This is a genomic window from Psychrobacter sp. LFX-11D (genome assembly GCF_904846475.1).
Classification (GTDB): domain Bacteria; phylum Pseudomonadota; class Gammaproteobacteria; order Pseudomonadales; family Moraxellaceae; genus Psychrobacter; species Psychrobacter cryohalolentis.
In genome coordinates, this window is sequence record NZ_CAJHAV010000012.1 from 73115 (window position 1) to 93728 (window position 20614).

The 20614-nt window shown below is 42.1% G+C and carries 14 protein-coding genes and 1 pseudogene; 11 read left to right on the forward strand and 4 right to left on the reverse strand.

The features are described 5' to 3' along the window. Positions 1-110 precede the first annotated feature (110 nt). The 4 genes from JMX75_RS09835 (at position 111) to JMX75_RS09850 (ending at position 7821) form a co-directional block, all read left to right on the forward strand. Positions 111-1535: an SLC13 family permease gene (locus JMX75_RS09835; protein WP_133104633.1), complete on the forward strand. Its 1425-nt coding sequence runs from the start codon at positions 111-113 to the stop codon at positions 1533-1535. A gap of 221 nt (positions 1536-1756) precedes the next feature. After that, on the forward strand, positions 1757-2353 hold the full coding sequence (locus JMX75_RS09840; protein ID WP_133104634.1) for a DUF1543 domain-containing protein: 597 nt from the start codon (positions 1757-1759) through the stop codon (positions 2351-2353). A 214-nt stretch (positions 2354-2567) separates the two neighbouring features. Next, a complete protein-coding gene (gene hrpA, locus JMX75_RS09845) occupies positions 2568-6830 on the forward strand; it encodes an ATP-dependent RNA helicase HrpA (protein ID WP_227673165.1) in 4263 nt (1420 codons plus the stop codon). 535 nt (positions 6831-7365) lie between these two features. Then, positions 7366-7821: a GlcG/HbpS family heme-binding protein gene (locus JMX75_RS09850; RefSeq protein WP_201532189.1), complete on the forward strand. Its 456-nt coding sequence runs from the start codon at positions 7366-7368 to the stop codon at positions 7819-7821. A 164-nt stretch (positions 7822-7985) separates the two neighbouring features. Here the strand turns inward: JMX75_RS09850 and JMX75_RS09855 are convergent. Together JMX75_RS09855 and JMX75_RS09860 are read right to left on the reverse strand one after the other, a co-directional pair. Continuing rightward, a pseudogene (locus tag JMX75_RS09855) lies at positions 7986-9334 on the reverse strand (aspartate ammonia-lyase). A 142-nt stretch (positions 9335-9476) separates the two neighbouring features. Then, a complete protein-coding gene (locus tag JMX75_RS09860; RefSeq protein WP_181209892.1) occupies positions 9477-10391 on the reverse strand; it encodes a DMT family transporter in 915 nt (304 codons plus the stop codon). Positions 10392-10494: 103 nt separating this feature from the next. On the opposite strand from JMX75_RS09860, the gene JMX75_RS09865 reads away from it, so the two are divergent. After that, positions 10495-11178 carry a DUF421 domain-containing protein gene (locus tag JMX75_RS09865; protein WP_201532190.1) on the forward strand — a complete coding sequence of 228 codons (684 nt, stop codon included), beginning with the start codon at positions 10495-10497 and terminating at the stop codon, positions 11176-11178. A 37-nt stretch (positions 11179-11215) separates the two neighbouring features. Here the strand turns inward: JMX75_RS09865 and JMX75_RS09870 are convergent, their stop codons facing one another. Beyond that, positions 11216-11824, reverse strand: coding sequence for an AAA family ATPase (locus JMX75_RS09870; RefSeq protein ID WP_201532191.1), 609 nt, complete (start codon positions 11822-11824; stop codon positions 11216-11218). Next, the gene (gene pnuC / locus JMX75_RS09875) at positions 11775-12527 is read right to left on the reverse strand and encodes a nicotinamide riboside transporter PnuC (RefSeq protein ID WP_201532192.1); all 753 of its coding nucleotides are present in this window, start codon (positions 12525-12527) and stop codon (positions 11775-11777) included. The genes JMX75_RS09870 and pnuC overlap by 50 nt, the downstream gene beginning before the upstream one ends. 320 nt (positions 12528-12847) lie before the next feature. Here pnuC and JMX75_RS09880 point away from each other — a divergent pair, with 320 nt between their 5' ends. The 6 genes from JMX75_RS09880 to dnaX all read left to right on the forward strand — a co-directional run. Beyond that, positions 12848-13993: a beta-ketoacyl-ACP synthase III gene (locus JMX75_RS09880; protein WP_149409428.1), complete on the forward strand. Its 1146-nt coding sequence runs from the start codon at positions 12848-12850 to the stop codon at positions 13991-13993. Positions 13994-14235: 242 nt separating this feature from the next. Beyond that, positions 14236-15324 (forward strand): peptide chain release factor 1, encoded by a 1089-nt coding sequence (prfA, locus tag JMX75_RS09885; protein WP_181209887.1) that lies wholly within the window; start codon positions 14236-14238, stop codon positions 15322-15324. A 39-nt stretch (positions 15325-15363) separates the two neighbouring features. Then, a complete protein-coding gene (locus tag JMX75_RS09890; protein ID WP_201532193.1) occupies positions 15364-15837 on the forward strand; it encodes a hypothetical protein in 474 nt (157 codons plus the stop codon). Between the two features lie 136 nt (positions 15838-15973). Then, complete coding sequence (gene lysS, locus JMX75_RS09895; RefSeq protein ID WP_181209885.1) at positions 15974-17518, forward strand: lysine--tRNA ligase; 1545 nt, start codon at positions 15974-15976, stop codon at positions 17516-17518. Between the two features lie 124 nt (positions 17519-17642). Continuing rightward, entirely contained in the window at positions 17643-18929 is a 1287-nt protein-coding gene (locus JMX75_RS09900) for a hypothetical protein (protein ID WP_201532194.1), read from the forward strand. Positions 18930-19089: 160 nt separating this feature from the next. Next, the coding region (dnaX, locus tag JMX75_RS09905) for a DNA polymerase III subunit gamma/tau (RefSeq protein ID WP_227673166.1) at positions 19090-20614 on the forward strand (1525 nt) is incomplete at its 3' end.

Consider the following 20614-nt stretch of genomic DNA (forward strand, 5'->3'; position numbering starts at 1 on the left):
TTTTGTAAGCACTGTTATTAAGTACGATTATAAAGGTATGGTTAACGGCTGAAATACGTCTTTATATTTATAATTTTTAACACCGTCTTTGGGTACAATAAGGACATTATATGTCAGAGAAAAAACTAGATAGCCATCTTCCTAACGATGGCAATGAGTATTTATTTACAGATACCTTCCCAAAAGGTACCGGTAAAGGATTGATAGTGGTCGCTATCGCGGCGGTTATCAGTCTGTTTATCTATAATGTATTGCCGTATGATATCAGTGCCAATAAAGGCCTCGCCATGTTGTTCTTTATCGGCGTTTTATGGTTAACTGAAGCGGTACATGTGACGATTACAGCGATATTGGTGGTGGTCATAGGAGCGCTAATTGGTTTACCGGATTTCGATGCTGAAATTGGCTTACAAAGCTTTGCTAATCCAATTATTTATTTGTTCTTTGGTGGCTTTGCACTAGCGGCGGCATTGCATGTGCAGCAATTAGACAGGAAAATAGCGCTCAAGATTCTGTCCATGTCAGGTGGTAATCTGAGGAATGCGGTATTCCTAATATTTGGGGTCACCGCATTTTTATCGATGTGGATATCAAATACCGCGACCGCTGCGATGATGCTGCCACTGGCGCTTGGTATTCTAACGCAGGTTGACCGCGAAAAAGACCGTGGCACTTTTGTGTTCGTACTATTAGGTATTGCCTATTCTGCGAGCCTTGGTGGTTTGGGTACGATCGTTGGTTCACCACCCAATGCTATTGCTGCAAAAGCACTGGATATCGCGTTTGTCGATTGGATGAAGTTTGGTATTCCGATGATGTTGGTGCTGTTGCCATTATTGCTCGGTGCGATGTATTTATTCCTCAAGCCCAATCTTAATCGTCAGGTCACGCTGAACGAAGATGATGAGGCTATTGCATGGAATAAGCCGCGTGTACTGACGATTATTGTTTTTATCGTCACAGCGTTAAGCTGGATACTCTCGAAACAAATTGGTGCCGCACTTAATATTGATGATGTTGATTCTATTGTGGCACTGTTAGCAGCATCAGCAGTGGTCAGCTTAGGGTTGGTCTCATGGAAGCAAGTTTCTGACAATACTGACTGGGGCGTGCTCATGTTGTTCGGTGGTGGTATTGCGCTATCAACGGTGTTAAAAGTTTCAGGCGCATCGTTGGTTCTTGGTCAAGCAGTTGCTAATGGACTGTCCTCTGCACCGCTTATCGTCGTGGTACTGGCAGTTGCAGCATTCATTATATTCTTGACAGAATTTGCTTCTAATACGGCTTCTGCTGCCTTGTTAGTCCCTGTGTTTGCGGCTATTGCTGAGCAAATGGGTCTGCCACCTGCAGTATTAGTCATGATTATTGGTATCGGTGCTTCTTGCGCATTTATGCTACCAGTTGCCACGCCACCAAACGCTATTGTCTTTGGAACGGGTCTTATTAAGCAGACAGAGATGATACGTGTTGGTGTCATACTGAATATTATTTCTACCTTTATCATAGGTTTGTGGGCATATTTTTTCTTACTATAACCTATAAGTGAAAACAGTTATAACCGAACAAACCCAATGTTTAAGTGATTCTTAAACATTGGGTTTTTCATTTACTAGTAGTCATAATGTCGGTATAAAATACTTATCGTTTCTTTCTTGTTATCATTGATGTATTAGCTGCTCAAAGCAGATTGGGATGACTATTAACTGACTAGGTTTATCTAACAAGGAACATATAAGATGTCTAAGGAATCTCTAAAATGCCAACCCTATATATGATTCAATTAGGCGGTCGTCCCAAAGGACGGTTGATTGAACAACATGATATATTTTTTGGCGTGGCCAATCAGGTTAATGAATTAATAGCAGATATCAATAATCATTGGCCTGAAGTGAAAAATAAGTGGCATATTGATTCATACCGCGCTATTAGCAAAGTTGATAATTATGCGATTAAATTAGTGGAATCCAATATTCAAACAGAGTGCGCCAACGACTTAAAGCTATTCTTTATCAATTTAGGCGGCTATCAGCAGGGCAGTTTTGAAGAATTTCATTATAAGCTACTTATCGTGGCTGATAGCCAAGCAGATGCAGTTAAACAAGCAAAACAGAGCGAATTTTATAAACAATTTACTTTTAAAGATAAAGCATCGCCTTTTAACGCTGCTTCACATATTGATGACAAGTTTGAAGTAGATATAGACAACATATATAACGTCAATGATCTTATCTCAAATGTTAAAATCATTATCGAGCCTCTTGCCAGAGCGCTTGATAAAAGTATAAATGTCATAGAAGATAAAAAATACGTAGGATATTTAAGTATTAAAAATCTTAAAAAATTAGCACTGTGATAATATTAATTGTTGCTTATGAGTTTATGAGTTTATGAGTTTTAAGAGATACGTCTAATCACTCCTTATCTCCGTGAGATTTTTGGTTATTTTATAAATTTGATACGTTCTATAAGCAACAACTCAAGTTTAGGCCATACACGAGTAACTTGAATCGCAGCTCAATTATCCCCATAATCTAACTACTTCTAAATAATAAATAGCCTAAGTAAATATGCCTGATACTTCAAAAGAAAACCAAGAAAAAAGCCAGCCTGTACAAGCCGAAAATCTGAACGCCGAGACAAAAAATACGCAGAAAAGTGTGGATACTCAACAGGTTATTTCTGTTGCTAATTTAACTGTGCTCGCGAAGGACGAGTATTATCTCAGTCGCCTTGAGCGTGAGCTGGCACGTGCAAAATCGTCAGCTAATAAAAATAGCAATACGGATGACAAAAACAATGTTAAAAATAGCAATGATTTGGATAAAAAACGCGCGCAATATGAGCAATTAAAAGCTCGCTCGCAACAAGCGGTGCAAGCGCGTATAGAGAGCATTCCAGATAGGCTGGCAGAAAAACTGAATCATGATCTCCCTGTTAGCCAACGTGGTGATGATTTGATTCAGGCAATCATCGATAACCAAGTGATTATCGTTGCAGGTGAGACAGGCTCAGGTAAAACTACGCAGCTGCCTAAGTTAGCAATGTTAGCAGGGCGCGGTATACGTGGGCAAATAGGGCATACACAGCCTCGACGACTGGCGGCACGCAGTGTGGCAAACCGTATCGCTGAAGAATTGGGCGAGCAGCTTGGTAATACGGTCAGCTTCAAGATTCGCTTTAACGAGCAAGGCACAGCGCAATCTGTCGTTAAACTAATGACTGATGGTATTTTGCTTGCTGAACTTGGTCATGATCGTTTTTTGAGCAAATACGATACTATTATTATTGATGAAGCCCATGAGCGTAGTTTAAACATTGACTTTATTATGGGTTATTTAAAAAAACTGCTGCCAAAGCGCCCTGATTTAAAAGTCATTATTACCTCAGCGACACTGGACACTAAACGCTTTAGTGAATACTTTAGTCGCTACGATAATAAGCTTAAACGGCAAATTCCTGCGCCTATTTTTAATGTCGAAGGACGAAGCTTCCCTGTCGAAGTGCGTTATCGTCCGTTAACAGATGAGCCAGTAACCAGCTCAGACGATGATAGCTACGACGACTTTGAAGAAAATCTGCCACGTGCGGTGGTTGCTGCAGTGGAAGAATGCTTTAGCGATGCACAAAGTAAAGGTCATTCTGATCAAGCAGATATCTTGATATTTGCAGCCACTGAAGCTGAGATTCGTGAGCTCCAGGAAGTACTTGAGCGTCATGGACCTAAGCATACAGAAGTGTTGCCACTATTTGCACGGCAGACTTACGAAGAGCAACAGCGTATCTTTCAGCCATCAGGTCGCGGCCGACGTATTGTTATCGCGACTAACGTCGCTGAGACGGCATTGACCGTACCGGGTATCCGCTATGTGATTGATTTGGGTTTTGCGCGTATATCACGCTATTCTTATCGTTCGCGCGTACAGCGTTTACCAATTGAAGCCATCTCGCAAGCTGCTGCCAATCAGCGTAAAGGGCGTTGTGGTCGTGTTGCGCCGGGTGTTTGTATTCGTTTATATAGCGAAGAGGACTTTACTGGTCGTCCTGAATTTACGGAACCTGAGATTTTACGCACTAACTTAGCATCCGTTATTTTGCAAATGGCAAATCTGCGCCTAGGAAGCGTCGATGATTTCGCCTTTATTGAGCCGCCTGACAGTCGCTTGGTTACTGATGGACATAAATTGCTTGATGAGTTAGGCGCGATTACTGCTAAAAACGACGTACCTTCAGCTAAACAAACTAACAAGCCAAAATCAAAACAGGGTCTGGATCATCTGGTTCTGACACCGACTGGTCAAAAGATGGCACGTATGCCAATCGATCCAAGGCTGGCACGTATGCTGGTAGCTGGTAGCGATTTTGATTGTATCCGAGAAATGCTCATTGTCGTTGCGGCGCTTGCTGTCCAAGATCCACGCGAGCGGCCAGTAAATAAGCGCCAGCAAGCGGATCAGAAGCATGCTGAATTTCGCCAAGATGATTCTGATTTTTTATTCTATTTAAGTCTGTGGAAAGCCCTGTTTGAGAAAGACGAAGATGGCAATAAGTTGTCTGGCAATCAGCGTAAGCAGTTTACGAAGAAAAACTATCTAAGCTTCCCGCGTGTACGTGAGTGGAGTCAAACCCATCGTCAGTTAGTACAAATGGTCACTGATCTTAAGCTGACTGATGCTAATGAGGCAAAAACTGCTGACAAGCATGCCTCGAAAGAAGTGACTCACAGTGACCCTACCGCGATTGAAGATGAAGCACTCAAAGCGGTTAAATACGCCAATTTACATCGCGCATTGTTGACGGGTCTGTTGTCTACGATTGCTCACAAAACTGAAAATCGTGGTGAATACTTAGCCGCTCGCCAGCAGAAAGCCAAAATATTCCCAGCCAGTACGGTTTTTAAGCAAATACCACCTTGGGTCATGGCTTTTGAAGTGGTCGAAACCTCACAAGTCTTTATGCGTACCGTTGCCAAGATTGAACCAGAATGGATTATTTCAGCCGCCGGTAACTTATTAAAATATCACTACTTTGAGCCACATTGGTCGAAAAAAACTGGCCGCGTTAAAGCTTATGCCCAAATCAGTTTATTTGGTCTGATTATTATCAGCAAGCAACTGACCAACTATGAGCAAGTTAATCTAAGCGAGTCGCGCGAGATATTTATCCGTGACGGTCTGGTTACTGGAAATTTAGGTAGACAAGCACCGTTCTTACAGCATAATATGGATAAAATTGCTGACATTGAACGCATCGAGGATAAATTACGCCGCCGTGATCTATTGGTCGATGAAGAGTCCTTGTATCAGTTTTATGATAAAAAAATCCCCGATCATATTGCGAGCCGCAAAACGTTTGAAGACTGGCGTGCCGAAGTTGAAAAAACCGATACTAAGTATCTGTTCTTTACCGATGAAGACGTGCTTAATAGCCAAGCACCGACCACAGGCGATTTCCCAGAAGTTTGGAAGCTGGGTGACTTAAAGCTGCCACTACGCTATATCTTTGATCCAGCAAGCGATGATGATGGGGTAACCATCCGTGTGCCGCTTGTCGCCCTACCGCAGCTTGATGCGATTGAGCTGTTATGGGGTGTACCCGGTTGGCGTTATGAGCTGGTATTGCAGTTATTAAAATCATTACCAAAAGACATTCGTCGCCAGATTGTACCTATTCCTGATACTGCTGATAGTTTGTTTGATGAGTTGCAGCCTGCGGGTGGACAGGGGTTATTAAAACAGCTTTGCCAAGCACTTAACCGCCGTGGCATTATGTCAGTCACCGCCGAGCATTTTAATCCGTCTAGTATTGATCGTTATTTGCAGCCACAAATCTGCGTGGTCGATGATAAGAACCGTATCATCGAAAAAGGACGCGATCTGCAAACGCTACAGATTCGCCATGCCTCTCAGACTCGCCAAGCGGTGAATGAGCAGCAAGGTGCGCATACAGAATTTCCTGAACACTTCGCCTTTAGTAAAAACCATCATAGCGCAGGGGTGGTTATGAAGCAGTTTGCTGCTTTGGTTGCTGATGAGGCAGGTGGAGCGGTATCTATCCATCAATATACCGATGTTAATGCAGCACTGCAGGCGCACCGTATCGGGGTGTTAACGCTAATCAAAAGCAGACTTGGCTCAAAGAAAAAACAGCTGACCAGTCAAGTCGACAACATATTTAAACTGGCATTCGCACCGCTTGGTGATATGGAAAAGCTTAAAACTATCATCATTGATGCGACTTTAGATGCAACACTCGAAGAGCACTATGTATTGTTTGATCATACGGCAGACCTACCTGAGAGTGCTAATGATGTTGCGGTTGGACTCAGTGAGGAGCTACCCTTTACTCCTGAAGAGTATAGCCAAACGCTCGATGTGCTACTAAGTAACTTCTTGCTGGTTGGTCAAACGGTTATAAAAACGCTCAAAAGCGTTTATACCCGCTGGCAACGTATTCGCCAAAGCATGCTAATGCTTGATCGAGAGATATTTGGCGAGTCTATTGAAGATATTGAAGATCAGTTAGCAGATTTGCATTTGGCTGATTTTGTTTATCGTATGGATTATAGCCACTGGCAGCAGTATCCACGCTATCTGGAAGCGCTAGAGATTCGTATCGATCGTCTTGAGCACAATGTCGAAGCCGACCTCGATGGCGTCTATGCCCTTGACTTACATATGGAAAGACTTGCAGGACGTGCTAATGATAAAGTCATCAGCGATTACCGCTGGATGGTCGAGGAGTACCGCATTCAACTGTTTGCTCAGCCGATGAAAACCCGTATAGCGGTATCGCCCAAGCGTCTCAGTAAGATATGGGATAAAATGAGTTAGCATAAAAGTAAGCACTTCAGTAACCATTCGCAAATTTTTATGGTCATGCTTTTAGTTGCCACTTTCTAAAAGTATGACACTCTTGTCCGTATTATCAAAAAGCTTATTCAACCGCTTATATAGATATCTTAGACATTATCATGACACTGGCTGCTAAGCTTATACCTTACAAGCCTTTCTAGAGGAATAAATATTCAAGCAATCGCCATGCACTGATTGCTAACCTCTACAGTGTTTCAGTTATCATTTTTACAAAATTAATGCATCTCTTTCACGTTAACAGTCGTATTTGAATCTCTGTCATCTCCTACATTGGCTGGTGCTGTGACCGCATTTGTACAAGGTATTAGTTTGTTATTACTGCAATTATTCCGTACTTTGCCGGATTTTTGCGTGAGTGGTCAGGTAGCTTTCAAGCCGTTTGGCTGATGCTACTTATCACATTGGTGAGCATGCTGATTGTTACTATGCAGTTTGCGCCTGAGAGTTATGCAAAGACAATGAATTATTCATAAAATCAAATCAAGGATTGAAGATGGGAATTAAAGCTATGGATAGCGTCTCTTGTACTGAGACAAAAGATACAAAAATCTCGTTACTCACAGGCGAGATGGCACAAGATATGGTGAATGCTGCATTTATAGAGTCTAAAAGGCATGGTCTAATGGTATCGGTGACGGTGGTTGATCGTTCTGGGCAAATACTGGCCTTTTTAAAGGATCACCGAGCGGGTGTGCACACTATTCGCTCAAGTTATAAAAAAGCCTATACAGCCAATTCGCAAAAAAGAGAAACAGCGGTCATCGCTAGAGGCGTTGCGGACGGTAGTATTGCTGCCGACATCAGGTACCTTGATGAAAACATACTGATCATGCCGGGCGGTATTCCTGTCTATATCGATGGTATTGTGGCTGGGGGTATTGGTGTGGGCGGCGCACAGGGCAATGAAGACGTAAGTATTGCTCGCGCAGGCTTAAGCGTTTTAGAGTAAATATATAGGGCGAGTTCCACGCACTAATTTTTAATTTTCACAATCTTTAGACAGTGCGTAGGTATAGCTTATAGATTTTCCCCAAATAATGCAGATATGAATAAAATAAAAAAAGGCTGGATTAGCAATCGCTAACTCAGCCTTTTTACGTTAAAAAAGAAACACTAAGGGGTTAGTTTGACTTTTGGATATACCATGTTAGCAGGAGAGAGTAGATTGTCTAACGTCTCTTTATCCATCAGGTTCTCTTCTAGAACGATGTCATAAACACGACCACCGGTTTCTTGGGCTTTTCTTGCCACATAGGTAGACGACTCATAACCCAAATGTGGGTTTAATGCGGTTACCAGACCAATATTGTTGAATACTTCAGTATTACACGCTTCATTATTCATCATTACGCCATCGATACAGCGCGTGGCAAATATCTCACAGATATTTGCCATCATGCTCATACCGGTAAATAAGTTGAAAGCAATGACTGGCTCAAAGACATTGAGTTGTAGCTGAGCGTTTTCTGATGCCATGACGATAGTGGTATCAATACCCATTACATGAAAACACGCTTGATTGACCACCTCAGGTATAACAGGGTTTACTTTACCCGGCATGATTGAGCTACCAGGCTGCATCTCAGGCAGGCGATATTGTGCCAATCCTGCACGAGGACCCGAGGATTGCAAGCGTAAGTCATGAGCAATCTTTGATAGACGAGCAGCAAATAGACGCAGATTGCCAGACAAAGCAACATAAGCACTGGTATCTTGTGTGGCTTCAATCAAATCTTCAGCGATATAATAAGGTCTGCCAGTCAACTCTTGTAATATCTCAGCACACAGCTCTGAATACCCAGCAGGTGCATTCAAGCCAGTACCGATAGCGGTACCGCCCATATTAATCTCATGAAAAAGTGCGCGAGTTGACTCGATACGTGCCATCTCCTTTTTGACCATCGTTGCAAAAGCGTTGAATTCTTGACCTGCAGTCATCGGTACCGCATCTTGTAAATGGGTGCGTCCCATTTTTAATTGATCGGCAAATTCGATGCTTTTGTTAATTAGGCTTTGATGCAGTATGGCCATCTTTTCTAACAAATGGGTGCAATAGTCATCCAAGGCAACATTGAGCGCCGTTGGATAGGCATCATTGGTCGACTGCGAAAGGTTGACATGATTATTTGGATGCACATGCTGATATTGCCCTTTTTCATAACCTAATATCTCTAAAGCACGATTGGCAATGACCTCATTGACATTCATATTGGTTGAGGTGCCTGTGCCGCCTTGAAACATATCGACGATAAATTGGTCATGATATTTATCAGCGATTAAGTCATCACACGCGGCGACAATCGCATCTTTAACGGTATTATTTAATACTCCAACTTTGTTAAGCGCACACCGCTCATAGTGAAGTTTTCAAAAGCACGTAAGGTTTGGATGCCGTAGTAAGCGTCAGCCGGCACATCGCGATGACCAAGTAAGTCGTATTCTTGGCGAGTAGTGGTTGTCATTTAATAAAATTCCTTCAATAAAAAGTCCTGATAAAAACGTCCATCGCCTGCGATATTTATAAAAACCCTGTTATCACTATGGCGATGCCGCCTCAAATGAGCATTATAGACAACATTTCAGCATAAGCGCCTTATATTGTGACTAATATGGCTGTTTATTTAAAATAAAGACCAATACTGCGCTCAAGATGACAGTACTTGCTATCATAAAAGTTAAAGTGATCGGCTCAGACAAAATCACCACGCCCAGTAAAGCTGCAAGCACGGGCACACAAAGCTGTATAACGGCAGCCTGTGTGTTTTTTAATAAAGGCATTGCTATATACCAGATGCTGTAGCCAATACCAGAGGCAATTGTCCCTGATGCACACGCCAACCATATCCCTGCCATGGTGATACTGTCGATATGAATGAGTTGCACATCCATAATGTTTTGATATATAAAACCAGCGACTAATAATATCGGTATCGCTAGCAAACTTCTGATGAAATTAAAACCTGTGGCTCGCAGCGGTGAGAGACAGGTCTTGCCGCGTATGCTATAGATACCCCATGCCACACCGCTGATTGCCATGAGCATGGCAGCGAGTAATGAAGGCATTGAGGCCGATGGTAGCATCAAATATACAAACCCTGTGATGGCAATAACAAAGGCAATCCATTGCAAATGACTCAATGTCTCTTTTTTATAAATCCCCCAACCAATCATAGTGAGCTGAACCGCTGAAAATAAAATCAGCGCCCCAGTGCCAGTCTCAAGCTCTACATAGGCAATCGAAAAACACAGCGCATAAATAACTAAGCTTATGCTACTCAGCCAATTCCCTCTTTCACTTAATATCTCTTCATTGAAAGAATGACTAAGTCTCAATTTGCGATGTCTTAAGTAGTAGGACTGAGCTGCCATGATCATACTCAAGCAGACAGCAGCGCTTAATAGGCGAACAATGGTAAAGCTCCAAGCGTCTATATAACCCTCTGCTAAGGCCATCCTACAAAACAGAGAGTTTGCAGCAAAGGCTATTAACGCAATCAGCGTATACAATGTGACTTTCAAAAATAATTCCTACAATTAATAAGTGAGTTTTTGCATAAAATAGATCAGCTTTAAGTAGAGTGGTTTTGATGCCATTATTAAAAATAATAACAAGGAAAAAAATATGGATTGGGCAAGTATTTTCATTCATGATACAACATGGACATTTGCTGCTGAGATACTGATACGTGTCATTGTCATGTTTGTGCTCATCATTTCATTTTTGCGCTTTACCGGCAAGCGCGGCGTTCGACAGTTGTCTATCTTTGAGCTTACTATCATCTTGTCACTGGGATCTATCGCAGGTGACCCGATGTTTACCGAGGATTTACCGATTATCCAAGCGGTACTAATCATGAGTACGGTAATACTGCTTTACCGTCTCTGTACATGGGGCATGATGAAATATCAGCCTTTTGAAGATTTGTTGGAGGGTAAGTCCTTATATATCGTCGAAGATGGCATGCTGGTACACGACAAAATAGCAGAAGGGAAAATGTCACATGATGAGTTTTTTGCGGAAATGCGCCAACAGGGGGTCGAGCATTTAGGTCAGGTTCGTACCGGTTTGCTTGAAACTGATGGCAATTTTAGCCTGTTATTATACCCACCTGATGACACCGGTTATGGTCTGCCACTTTTCCCGAAACAGTATCAGGCGGTTGAGCAGATAGAATCAGGAACATATTACGCTTGTATGTACTGTGGATATTTGGACTTTATCTCTGATGCCAATCAGCCTTGCGAGCGCTGTGAAGATAACTGCCGGAATTGGGCAAAAGCCTTAAACACTAAGCTCGTAAGATAGTAATGAGTGCAAGGTTTGACAGTGTTTATTAAATAGCCTAAGCATTATTATTTAATTCAGATGCGTCTAGCAATTTTACCACTTGTTGAACCCGCACCTCTCGAGCGCCGCCAATTGATTGAAATGGTTTGTTATAAGCTGTTAGCTGATCAGCAAAATAAGCGCTTATTTCATCGCGCTGATGCGGGCTATCACGCAAGTCATCAGCAATCCAAGGTGTATCAACGTCGGTTAATAGTATTAAGTCATAATGATGCACCAATGCTGCTTGGGTGAGCACTTCAGGGCAATCGCCATAATACCAATTAGAATAAACCATCAGTTCAAACAAGCTGGTATCACAAAATAAATAATGATGGTCGTTTGACGTTTGTGATACTTGCTTTGCCAACTTATTCTCAAGCAGTATCTGACCTTCTGCAATAGGCAGCAAGTCCTCCCACGTACAGGTCAGCTGCTCTTTATCCCATTTTTCTTGCAGATAGGTGCGCATATACTCTGGCACCCAAGGACAACCAAAATGGGCGGCTAGGTCACGGCATAGTGTGGTCTTACCCGTACTTTCTGCGCCTAAAACGGCAACCTTGATGACGGATTTAGGCGTATGCTGTGTGAGATTGTGTGCGGTAGCGGCGTTGCCATTCATAATAAGCCCAAATTGCGATAAGAGTAAATACGACGTATTGCAGTGCGGTAAAGGTCAAACCTTTATAAAAATAGAGCGGTACTGAGATAGCATCAGCAACAATCCACAGAAGCCAATGCTCAATCTTGCGCCGTGCCATCAGCCACATCGCCATCAAAAACAGTGCCGTAGTCAACATATCAGTATAGTCAATCCACGTAAATAGATGCATGCCAAGCTCAGCACCATCGAAGCTGAAGTTGTTATTGATGACTGGTCTAAAATAATAAACTAGACCAACAAAAGCTATAGTTGCCGCGGCTAATAGTGCCAATATAGGGACGTCATTTTTATCTAAACGTTCTACTTGGATAAGGTTTGGCGCATCAGTGTTTTTAAGCTCTTGGTTATGTTGTTGAGCGGTGGGGTTTATATGGTCTCGATGCTGTGTAAGTTCTTTATTTTTTGACCAATTTATCCAGCCATAAATACTCATAATGGTATAATAAGCATTGATAAACATATCACCAAATAATTGCCAATTCCATAACAGATAGACAAATATAGCGGTGCTGACCAAGCCAATAGGAAATACCAAAATATTGGTTTTGCTGGCGAGTAGTACACTGGCTACCCCAAAGATAACCGCAATCAATTCCAACCCGATAAACAAGGTCGGATAGTCGGTATACTGACCAAATAACCAATTCAAAAGTTCCACCATTGTCATTCCAAAATAGATAATAAGTTTGATATTTCTTAATAGAGATGTAGACAATCAAAATGCAGACCAATTATTTATGCAAATAACATGAGTAAGCAAGGCTGATTATAACGCAGCTGCCGCAAAATGAAGTCAATCTTTGCTTATTCTTGGCAAGAAGCTGATTATTTGTAACAAAGTATTAGAAAAATAATAATATTCAGGCATAATAAAGGCACTTATTTTAAGTTTACAGTCATTCACCCAAAATTAGACGACTGTTGTTTTACTTCACCTTATGCTTATTTCAAGCACCATAGTAGTAGACAAGGAAGCGTATCATGACGACTTGTATCACAGGCACCGGCCTGTATATCCCGCCTTTTAGCATCAGTAATGAAGAACTGGTAGAGTCCTTTAATCAGTATGTTGAAAACTATAATACAAAACACGCGGCTGACATTGAAGCAGGCACACTCACGGCTCTTCAGCCTTCATCAGCGGCTTTTATCGAAAAAGTATCTGGTATCAAATCACGCTATGTGATGGAAAAAGACGGCATCTTAAATCCTGACATCATGGCACCTGTTATCGCTTATCGTAACTTGGGCGAAGAGCTGTCTATCATGGCAGAAATGGGTGTAGCCGCGTTAAATGATGCCTTGGCTGATGCAGGACTTGAGGCCAATGATTTAGATGGTATCATCCTTGCCTGCTCAAACTTTCAGCGTACTTATCCAGCTGTCTCTATCGAGATTCAAAATGCGATCGGTATGGTGGGCGGCTTTGCTTATGATATGAATGTAGCTTGTAGTGCCGCAACTTTTGGTCTATCACAAGCACATGGTTCTATCGCATCAGGTCTTGCTAAGCGCGTCGCTGTGGTCAACGTTGAAATTACTTCAGCGCATCTAAACTGGCGTAACCGTGACAGTCACTTTATCTTTGGTGATGTCGCAACTGCTTGCATCGTCGAAGAGCTGGATACACCTAAAGGCTATGAGATTCTAAACTCTAAGCTATTTACTCAGTTCTCGACCAATATCAAAAACGAATACGGTTTTATGGATCGCTCAGAGTTTTTAGCAGCGCAAACAGAGATGTATCCGGATCTTAAAGAGCCAGTAACCGATAAATTATTCTTACAAAATGGTCGTAAAGTCTTCCGTGAAGTCTGTCCAAAAGTGTCAGAAGTCATTACTGAGCACTTGCAGGAAAACAATATCCCAACCTCTGATGTAAAAATGATGTGGCTCCATCAAGCCAATGCCAATATGCTAGATTTAATCTTGCGTACGGTCATCGGTAAAGAAGCAGACAAAGCCATTGTACCGAGTGTCATTGCTGAATTCGCCAATACCAGCTCAGCCAGCCCAATGATTGTTTTCCATCGCTATAAAGATGATCTTGCATCCGGTGATTTGGGCGTTATTTGCTCGTTTGGTGCTGGTTACTCTATTGGGTCGGTAATCGTCCGCAAGGTGTAATTTTTTAAGCCTTGAGTTTTAGTTATTATCAAAATAGCCAAGAATATTCTTGGCTATTTTTTTATTTAAATTTTAAGCAAAGCTGATGCTGTATTCAAATTATCAGAAAAAAGCATCGATATGGTGCAAGCAGCAGAAAAGTTTGTCCATATATTGACAAGATTGCTGAGAGGTTTTAATTTAAGCGCAAAAATTTGCTATAATCACCGTCTTATTTCAATTATTCAATTAAAAGTCCTTTTATGAAAGAATCCTTACGCCTGCGTTTAGACCAAATGGTAGACCGTTATGAAGAGGTCACTGCCTTATTATCAGACCCGAGTGTCATCAGTGATAACAATACATTCCGTGAATTGTCCGTCGAACACAGCGACTTGATGGATATCACCACTTTATGGCAGAACTATGTTGGTGCAGAAACGGATCAGGCTGATGCAGAAGCGATGCTAAAAGAAGCATCAGATCCTGACATGAAAGAGATGATGCAAGAAGAGATTGACAGTGCTCGCGATACTATTGTAGAGATGGAAGAAGCACTTAATCTCATGATGCTGCCAAAAGATCCTAACGATAAAGTGCCCGCATTCCTTGAGATTCGTGCAGGGACAGGTGGTGATGAAGCGGCAATTTTCTCTGGCGATTTGTTCCGCATGTACCAAAAATTCGCCCAGAACCAAGGCTGGACTTTAGAGATTTTGTCAGCAAATGAGGGTGAGCATGGGGGTTATAAAGAAATCATTACTCGTGTGTCTGGTAATAGCGTTTATGGTCGTCTAAAATTTGAGTCTGGTGTACATCGTGTTCAGCGTGTGCCTGATACAGAAAGCCAAGGTCGCGTACACACGTCAGCCTGTACTGTCGCTGTGATGCCTGAAGTTGAAATTGATGATACGGTTGATTTGAATCCAGCTGATATTCGCTTTGATACTTTCCGCTCAAGCGGTGCTGGTGGTCAGCACGTGAATACGACCGACTCTGCTGTACGTTTGACGCATATACCAACGGGTACCGTGGTAGAGTGTCAACAAGAGCGCAGTCAACATAAAAACCGTGCGCAAGCGATGAAAATGCTGATATCAAAAATTCAGCAAGTCAAAGTCCAAGCACAGGTAGATGCCGCTGATACGATACGTCGCGATTTGGTCGGTAGTGGCGATCGTTCGGAGCGTATCCGTACCTATAACTTCCCGCAAGGACGTATGACGGATCATCGTATTAATCTGACTTTATATAAGCTTGATTCGATTATGGAAGGTGACTTGGATGAAATCCTTGATGCGCTGTTACGTGAGCATCAAGCGGACTTGATGGCAAGTATTGGCGGTGCTTAATAAGCACTTCATCAGCCAATAATATAAGAGGCGTATGCCATGCACATGATAACTAATTTATCGCTACTATTACCGTTTAACAAAATCGCGATGACTATTGCCGCGATGTTGATAGCGTTTTGGTTATCTGCTTGTAGCGTCACGCCTTCATCAACGACAGCAGTGCAGCCAAAGCAGACCGATGATACTGCAATGAATGATAAAAATGACCCTTTTTCTTATCAAGCATGTGTTTATCCGCCTAATGAGACTGTACAAGCGTGTACTGCGAAGGGTGGCGCGTTTTTACAGCAAGGTCGCCTTGGTTGCTATCAATGTGTGGTGACTTATACCGATGCAGGAAAAGCTTGCCAAGACAGTACCGACTGCCAAGGTAAGTGCAAAAATACCGGTGAGTTTATAGCTGCCAATGTCAAAACTCAGTCTGGACAATGCGCTAGTGACAGCAGCGGTTTTGGCTGTTATCAAACCATAGAAAAAGGTGTGGCACAGCCTGCTATCTGTGTTGATTAATTTACTATTTATTTTTAATACTAAAGCCACATAACTGTTATGTAGCTGCTTTATTTTAACTTCTTATTTTAAGTCGTTATTTTAAATTTATAATGTTTGTTTATTCCTTTAATTATCTAATAATTTTGAGAGTGTTATGTCAAAGCCTAATAATCAAAATCAGCAAAACAATCAAGAGCAAGCTCCAGAAGACGCTAATGAGCTGATTGCCCAATTGCAAGCCAAGCTGGATGATATCGTCGCTTCGGGTAAACAGCCTTATCCGAATACGTTTAAGCGCACAGATTATGCTCAAGACTTGCAGGCAGCTTTTGAGGGTATCTCAAAACAAGAAATTGCTGACAATGATGCTAAAGGCGAAAAAACACAGGTGAATGTCGCCGGTCGCGTCATGCTGAACCGTGGGGCGTTTATTGTTATCCAAGATATGACAGGTCGTATCCAGTTATATGTGGCACGCAAAGAGTTAGATGAAAAGACGTTAGCAGACATCAAATCGCTAGACTTGGGTGATATCGTTGGTGTATCAGGTTATATCGGTCGTTCAGGCAAAGGCGATTTGTACGTACATATTGAAGAGATTGAGTTATTGACCAAAGCATTACGCCCAATGCCAAATAAGTTTCATGGACTAGCTGATGTGGAAGCACGCTATCGCAATCGTCATCTTGATTTGATGACCAATGAGACGACCCGTGATACCTTTATGGTGCGCAGTCAGGTTATCAGCGGTATTCGCAAATTTATGCTAAATGAGCGTTTTATGGAAGTTGAAACGCCTATGATGCATCCGATCCCAGGTGGTGCAGTGGCACGTCCGTTTGTGACCCATCATAATGCGTTAGACATGCCATTATATCTGCGTATTGCTCCTGAGCTTTATCTTAAACGCTTGGTCGTTGGTGGCTTTGAGAAAGTCTTTGAGATTAACCGTAGCTTCCGTAATGAAGGTGTTTCAACCCGTCATAATCCTGAATTCACCATGATTGAGTTTTATCAAGCGTATGCGGATTATCATGATTTGATGGATTTGACTGAGCGCTTATTTAACGAATTGGCGATCGATATCTTAGGTACCACCGAGATTACTTACCAAGAAGAAGCCATTAGCCTAAAAGCGCCATTTATACGTCTATCTATGTCTGATGCGATTGCCAAATATGCAGAAAACTTTGATATGAATCGTATTAACGATCGTGAGTATCTTGCAGAGTACGCATCGACAACGCTAAAGCAACAGGTAAAGGATGTCTTTGGTGTGGGTAAGTTGCAGACCATCATCTTTGAAGAAACCGCTGAGCACCAATTGCGTCAGCCGACGTTTATCACTGAATACCCTGCTGAAACCTCACCGCTAGCACGCCGTAGTGATGATAACCCTGAGATTACGGATCGTTTTGAGCTGTTTGTCGGTGGTCGTGAGTTGGCTAATGGCTTTAGTGAGCTTAATGATCCTGCAGATCAGGCTGAGCGTTTCCTTGGTCAGGTTGCTGAAAAAGATGCTGGCGATGATGAAGCGATGCATTTCGATGCAGAGTATATCGAAGCTTTGTCTTATGGTTTACCGCCAACAGCAGGTGAAGGTATTGGTATCGACCGTTTAGTGATGTTATTGACAGACTCTGCCAGTATTCGTGATGTGATTTTATTCCCACATATGCGCCGTAAGCTTGAGGGTTAAAGATAGTTTGCTTGCCATAAGTCTATGCTAGTACTAAACTGAACATAAGATGGCTTTCTCCGCTTTGATGGAATAGCCTTCTATGGTTTTTTAGTACTTAATTAATAGGGACATTATGCATACTATGGACAATCAGCGAGTAACGCCCTCGATTTGGCAACAGATGATTCAACAGAGTTTTTTGTCTTTGTATAACTTATCAGAAAAGAAAATCACTAGCCCTGAATATTTTCAGGGTTATGATTTTGTTTTCAAGTTTTCTAATGCGACGGTTTATCTTATTGTCAATGATGTCGTGATGCAGGCAAGTAAGCAAGACATTGATACTACTCAAGTTCGTACATGGAGAAAAGAAGTTGTCAATCAGCTTATCAAGCAACATGCACATCTTTATCTCAAAAACGATAAAGCTATCACTCATAAAAATGAAGCGACATCTAATAAACCCGTATATTTTATTGGATTAACATCACTTTCAGTCCAGCATCAAGATTGCGATCATAATGATCTACAAAACCAGTATTCATCATTGCCATCTTATGCGGTTGGTTATGAATATGGCAGTCAGTTCTTTGCTGAAGATTGTGTGTTAGATTTGGACGATGAACACAGCGTTCTACAAGTATTTAGCTACCAGAACTTTGCTGAGATATTAAACCAGTTGGTAACACCAAGTGATTTGACCGCCTATCTAGCGTTTCATCGCAGTAAACTGACTGGGTTTGAGACGTTTGCAGATGAATCGACTTTGCTTGTGCAGTTCTTACAATCGCCAGATTTTCATCATAGAGCGATTGAAGTTCAAGAGCAATTGGTTAGTCATGAATTGATAGCACAGATTGAACCACGATTGATAAAAGCAGCAGAGTCTAACCATACTGAGTTTGCGGCAGCGCTGATGGCAGAGATTCAGAAGAATACTCGAATGTGGTACAAGCTTTTTAATAGTTTAATCAAAAGCTGTTATGAAGCGGGTAACCCATTGCCAAAAGAGCAGGTTGATATTTTGGTCGATGAATCCATGTACACCTATGCGTGTTTAATAGAAAAAATATTGGCCCATAGAACGATCGATCAAGAATCGCGCTGGACAGGTTATGTGCGCCATGAGCACTCTTATAATGTATTTGGTCGCCATTATTTGATGGTATTTTATGCGCAAGATAGCAATAGCTCGTTGAGTGCAGATAAAGTTCGTGCTGGTCATCAAGATTTGCTATTTGAGCTCAACGCCCAAATGCAGCAGCCCGTTATGCAAGAGCTGTTTTTAATTGGTATCGATGTCAGACCTTGTGAAGATAGCGTGGATACCGAAGTACATCTTGATGCTTTCCATCAGCATGGATCGCTTATCGATGCGAATACGCAGCGTTTATATCAACAATTGGCTCAATTGAGAGCTCAATCATAGCCTAGTTTTGAGACTTAAGTTTGATAGCTGGTTTGGATAGTTAGATTCAATAGTTAGGCTCGACACTTATTTTTGACATTTAGCTTCGATAACTGATTTTAAGATAAATTGCTAATTTGATGCTTTACTTATATTTTTACGACTTACCTTGGCATTCATTATGACGCAGCAATATCAAGTTTTAGCCCGCAAATACCGCCCCAAAAACTTTCACGAGTTGATTGGGCAAACGCATGTCTCACAGGCATTGATTAATGCGATTGATTACAATCGTCTACATCACGCTTATCTATTTACAGGTACGCGCGGTGTCGGTAAAACGACCATTGCTCGTATTTTGTCTAAATGTTTGAACTGTGATACAGGTATTACCAGTACCCCATGTGGCGTGTGTGATAATTGCGTGGCGATTGATCAAGGGCGTTTTATTGATCTGATTGAGATTGATGCGGCTTCTCGTACCAAAGTTGAGGACACGCGCGAGCTACTGGATAATGTGCCGTATGCGCCAAGCCAAGGCCGTTATAAAGTCTACCTGATTGACGAAGTGCATATGCTGTCGACACACAGTTTTAATGCGCTTCTTAAGACTTTGGAAGAGCCCCCTGAGCATGTCAAGTTCTTATTAGCCACTACGGATCCACAAAAGCTGCCGATTACTATTATTTCGCGCTGTCTGCAGTTCGTGTTGCGTCCTTTGTCGCAAAGCTTGCTCAGTGAGCATTTAGCCAATGTTCTAACCCAAGAACAAGTAGGCTATACACAGCCTGCACTTTGGCAATTGGCTAGTGCGGCAAAAGGCTCGGTACGTGATGCTTTATCCTTGACCGATCAAGCCATTGCTTTTGGCCAAGGTGCGCTTGATGATGTGACCGTCAATTCGATGCTCGGCTTGATTGATGCGGCCGACTTAGTGAGCTTAATTACAGATATCTATAATCATGATAAGCCTGCTGTCGCTGCCCATATCGAGCAGATGCGTGCGCAAATGGTTGATGCTAGCAGTATGTTTGACGGACTCGCTGAGCTATTGCATCAGTTGGCATTGTGTCAGCTGCTGCCCGAAGTCGCTCTCAATGTCAATGAAGCGCAAGCACAGCAAATCGATCAGCTTGCCCAGCATATGAGCCCTGACGTATTACAGCTTTATTATGAAATTGTGGTACAAGCACGGGAAGGCGTAAAGCTTGCCAGTACGCCGATGCAAGCACTTGAGATGTGTATTTTACGTCTCTTAGCTTTTCGTCCCTTACCGGTTGATGAGATATTAGCCAATGTACCTGATAGTACAGTAACGGCTATAGAAAAACCTACTACCACTGTCTCTAGCGCTACGTTAATCACTGAGCCAGTGTCATCATCATTAGAATTACAAACTCAATCTGATAATATCGTTTATGAGAATATTGATATAAGTGTCAATGATAAACAGGATGTTGGCGCTGATAATAGTATTACTCAACATGAGAAATATTATTCAAATGACGAGGCTAGTCATTTAAGCCAGTATGACAATTCTAGCGTTTATGACACGCTAGAATTGTCCAATAATCAGCCTGAACCCGTTGTTGAACCCGTTGTTGAACCCGTTGTTGAACCCGTTGTTGAACCCGTTGTTGAACCCGTTGTTGAACCCGTTGTTGAACCCGTTGTTGAACCCGTTGTTGAACCCGTTGTTGAACCCG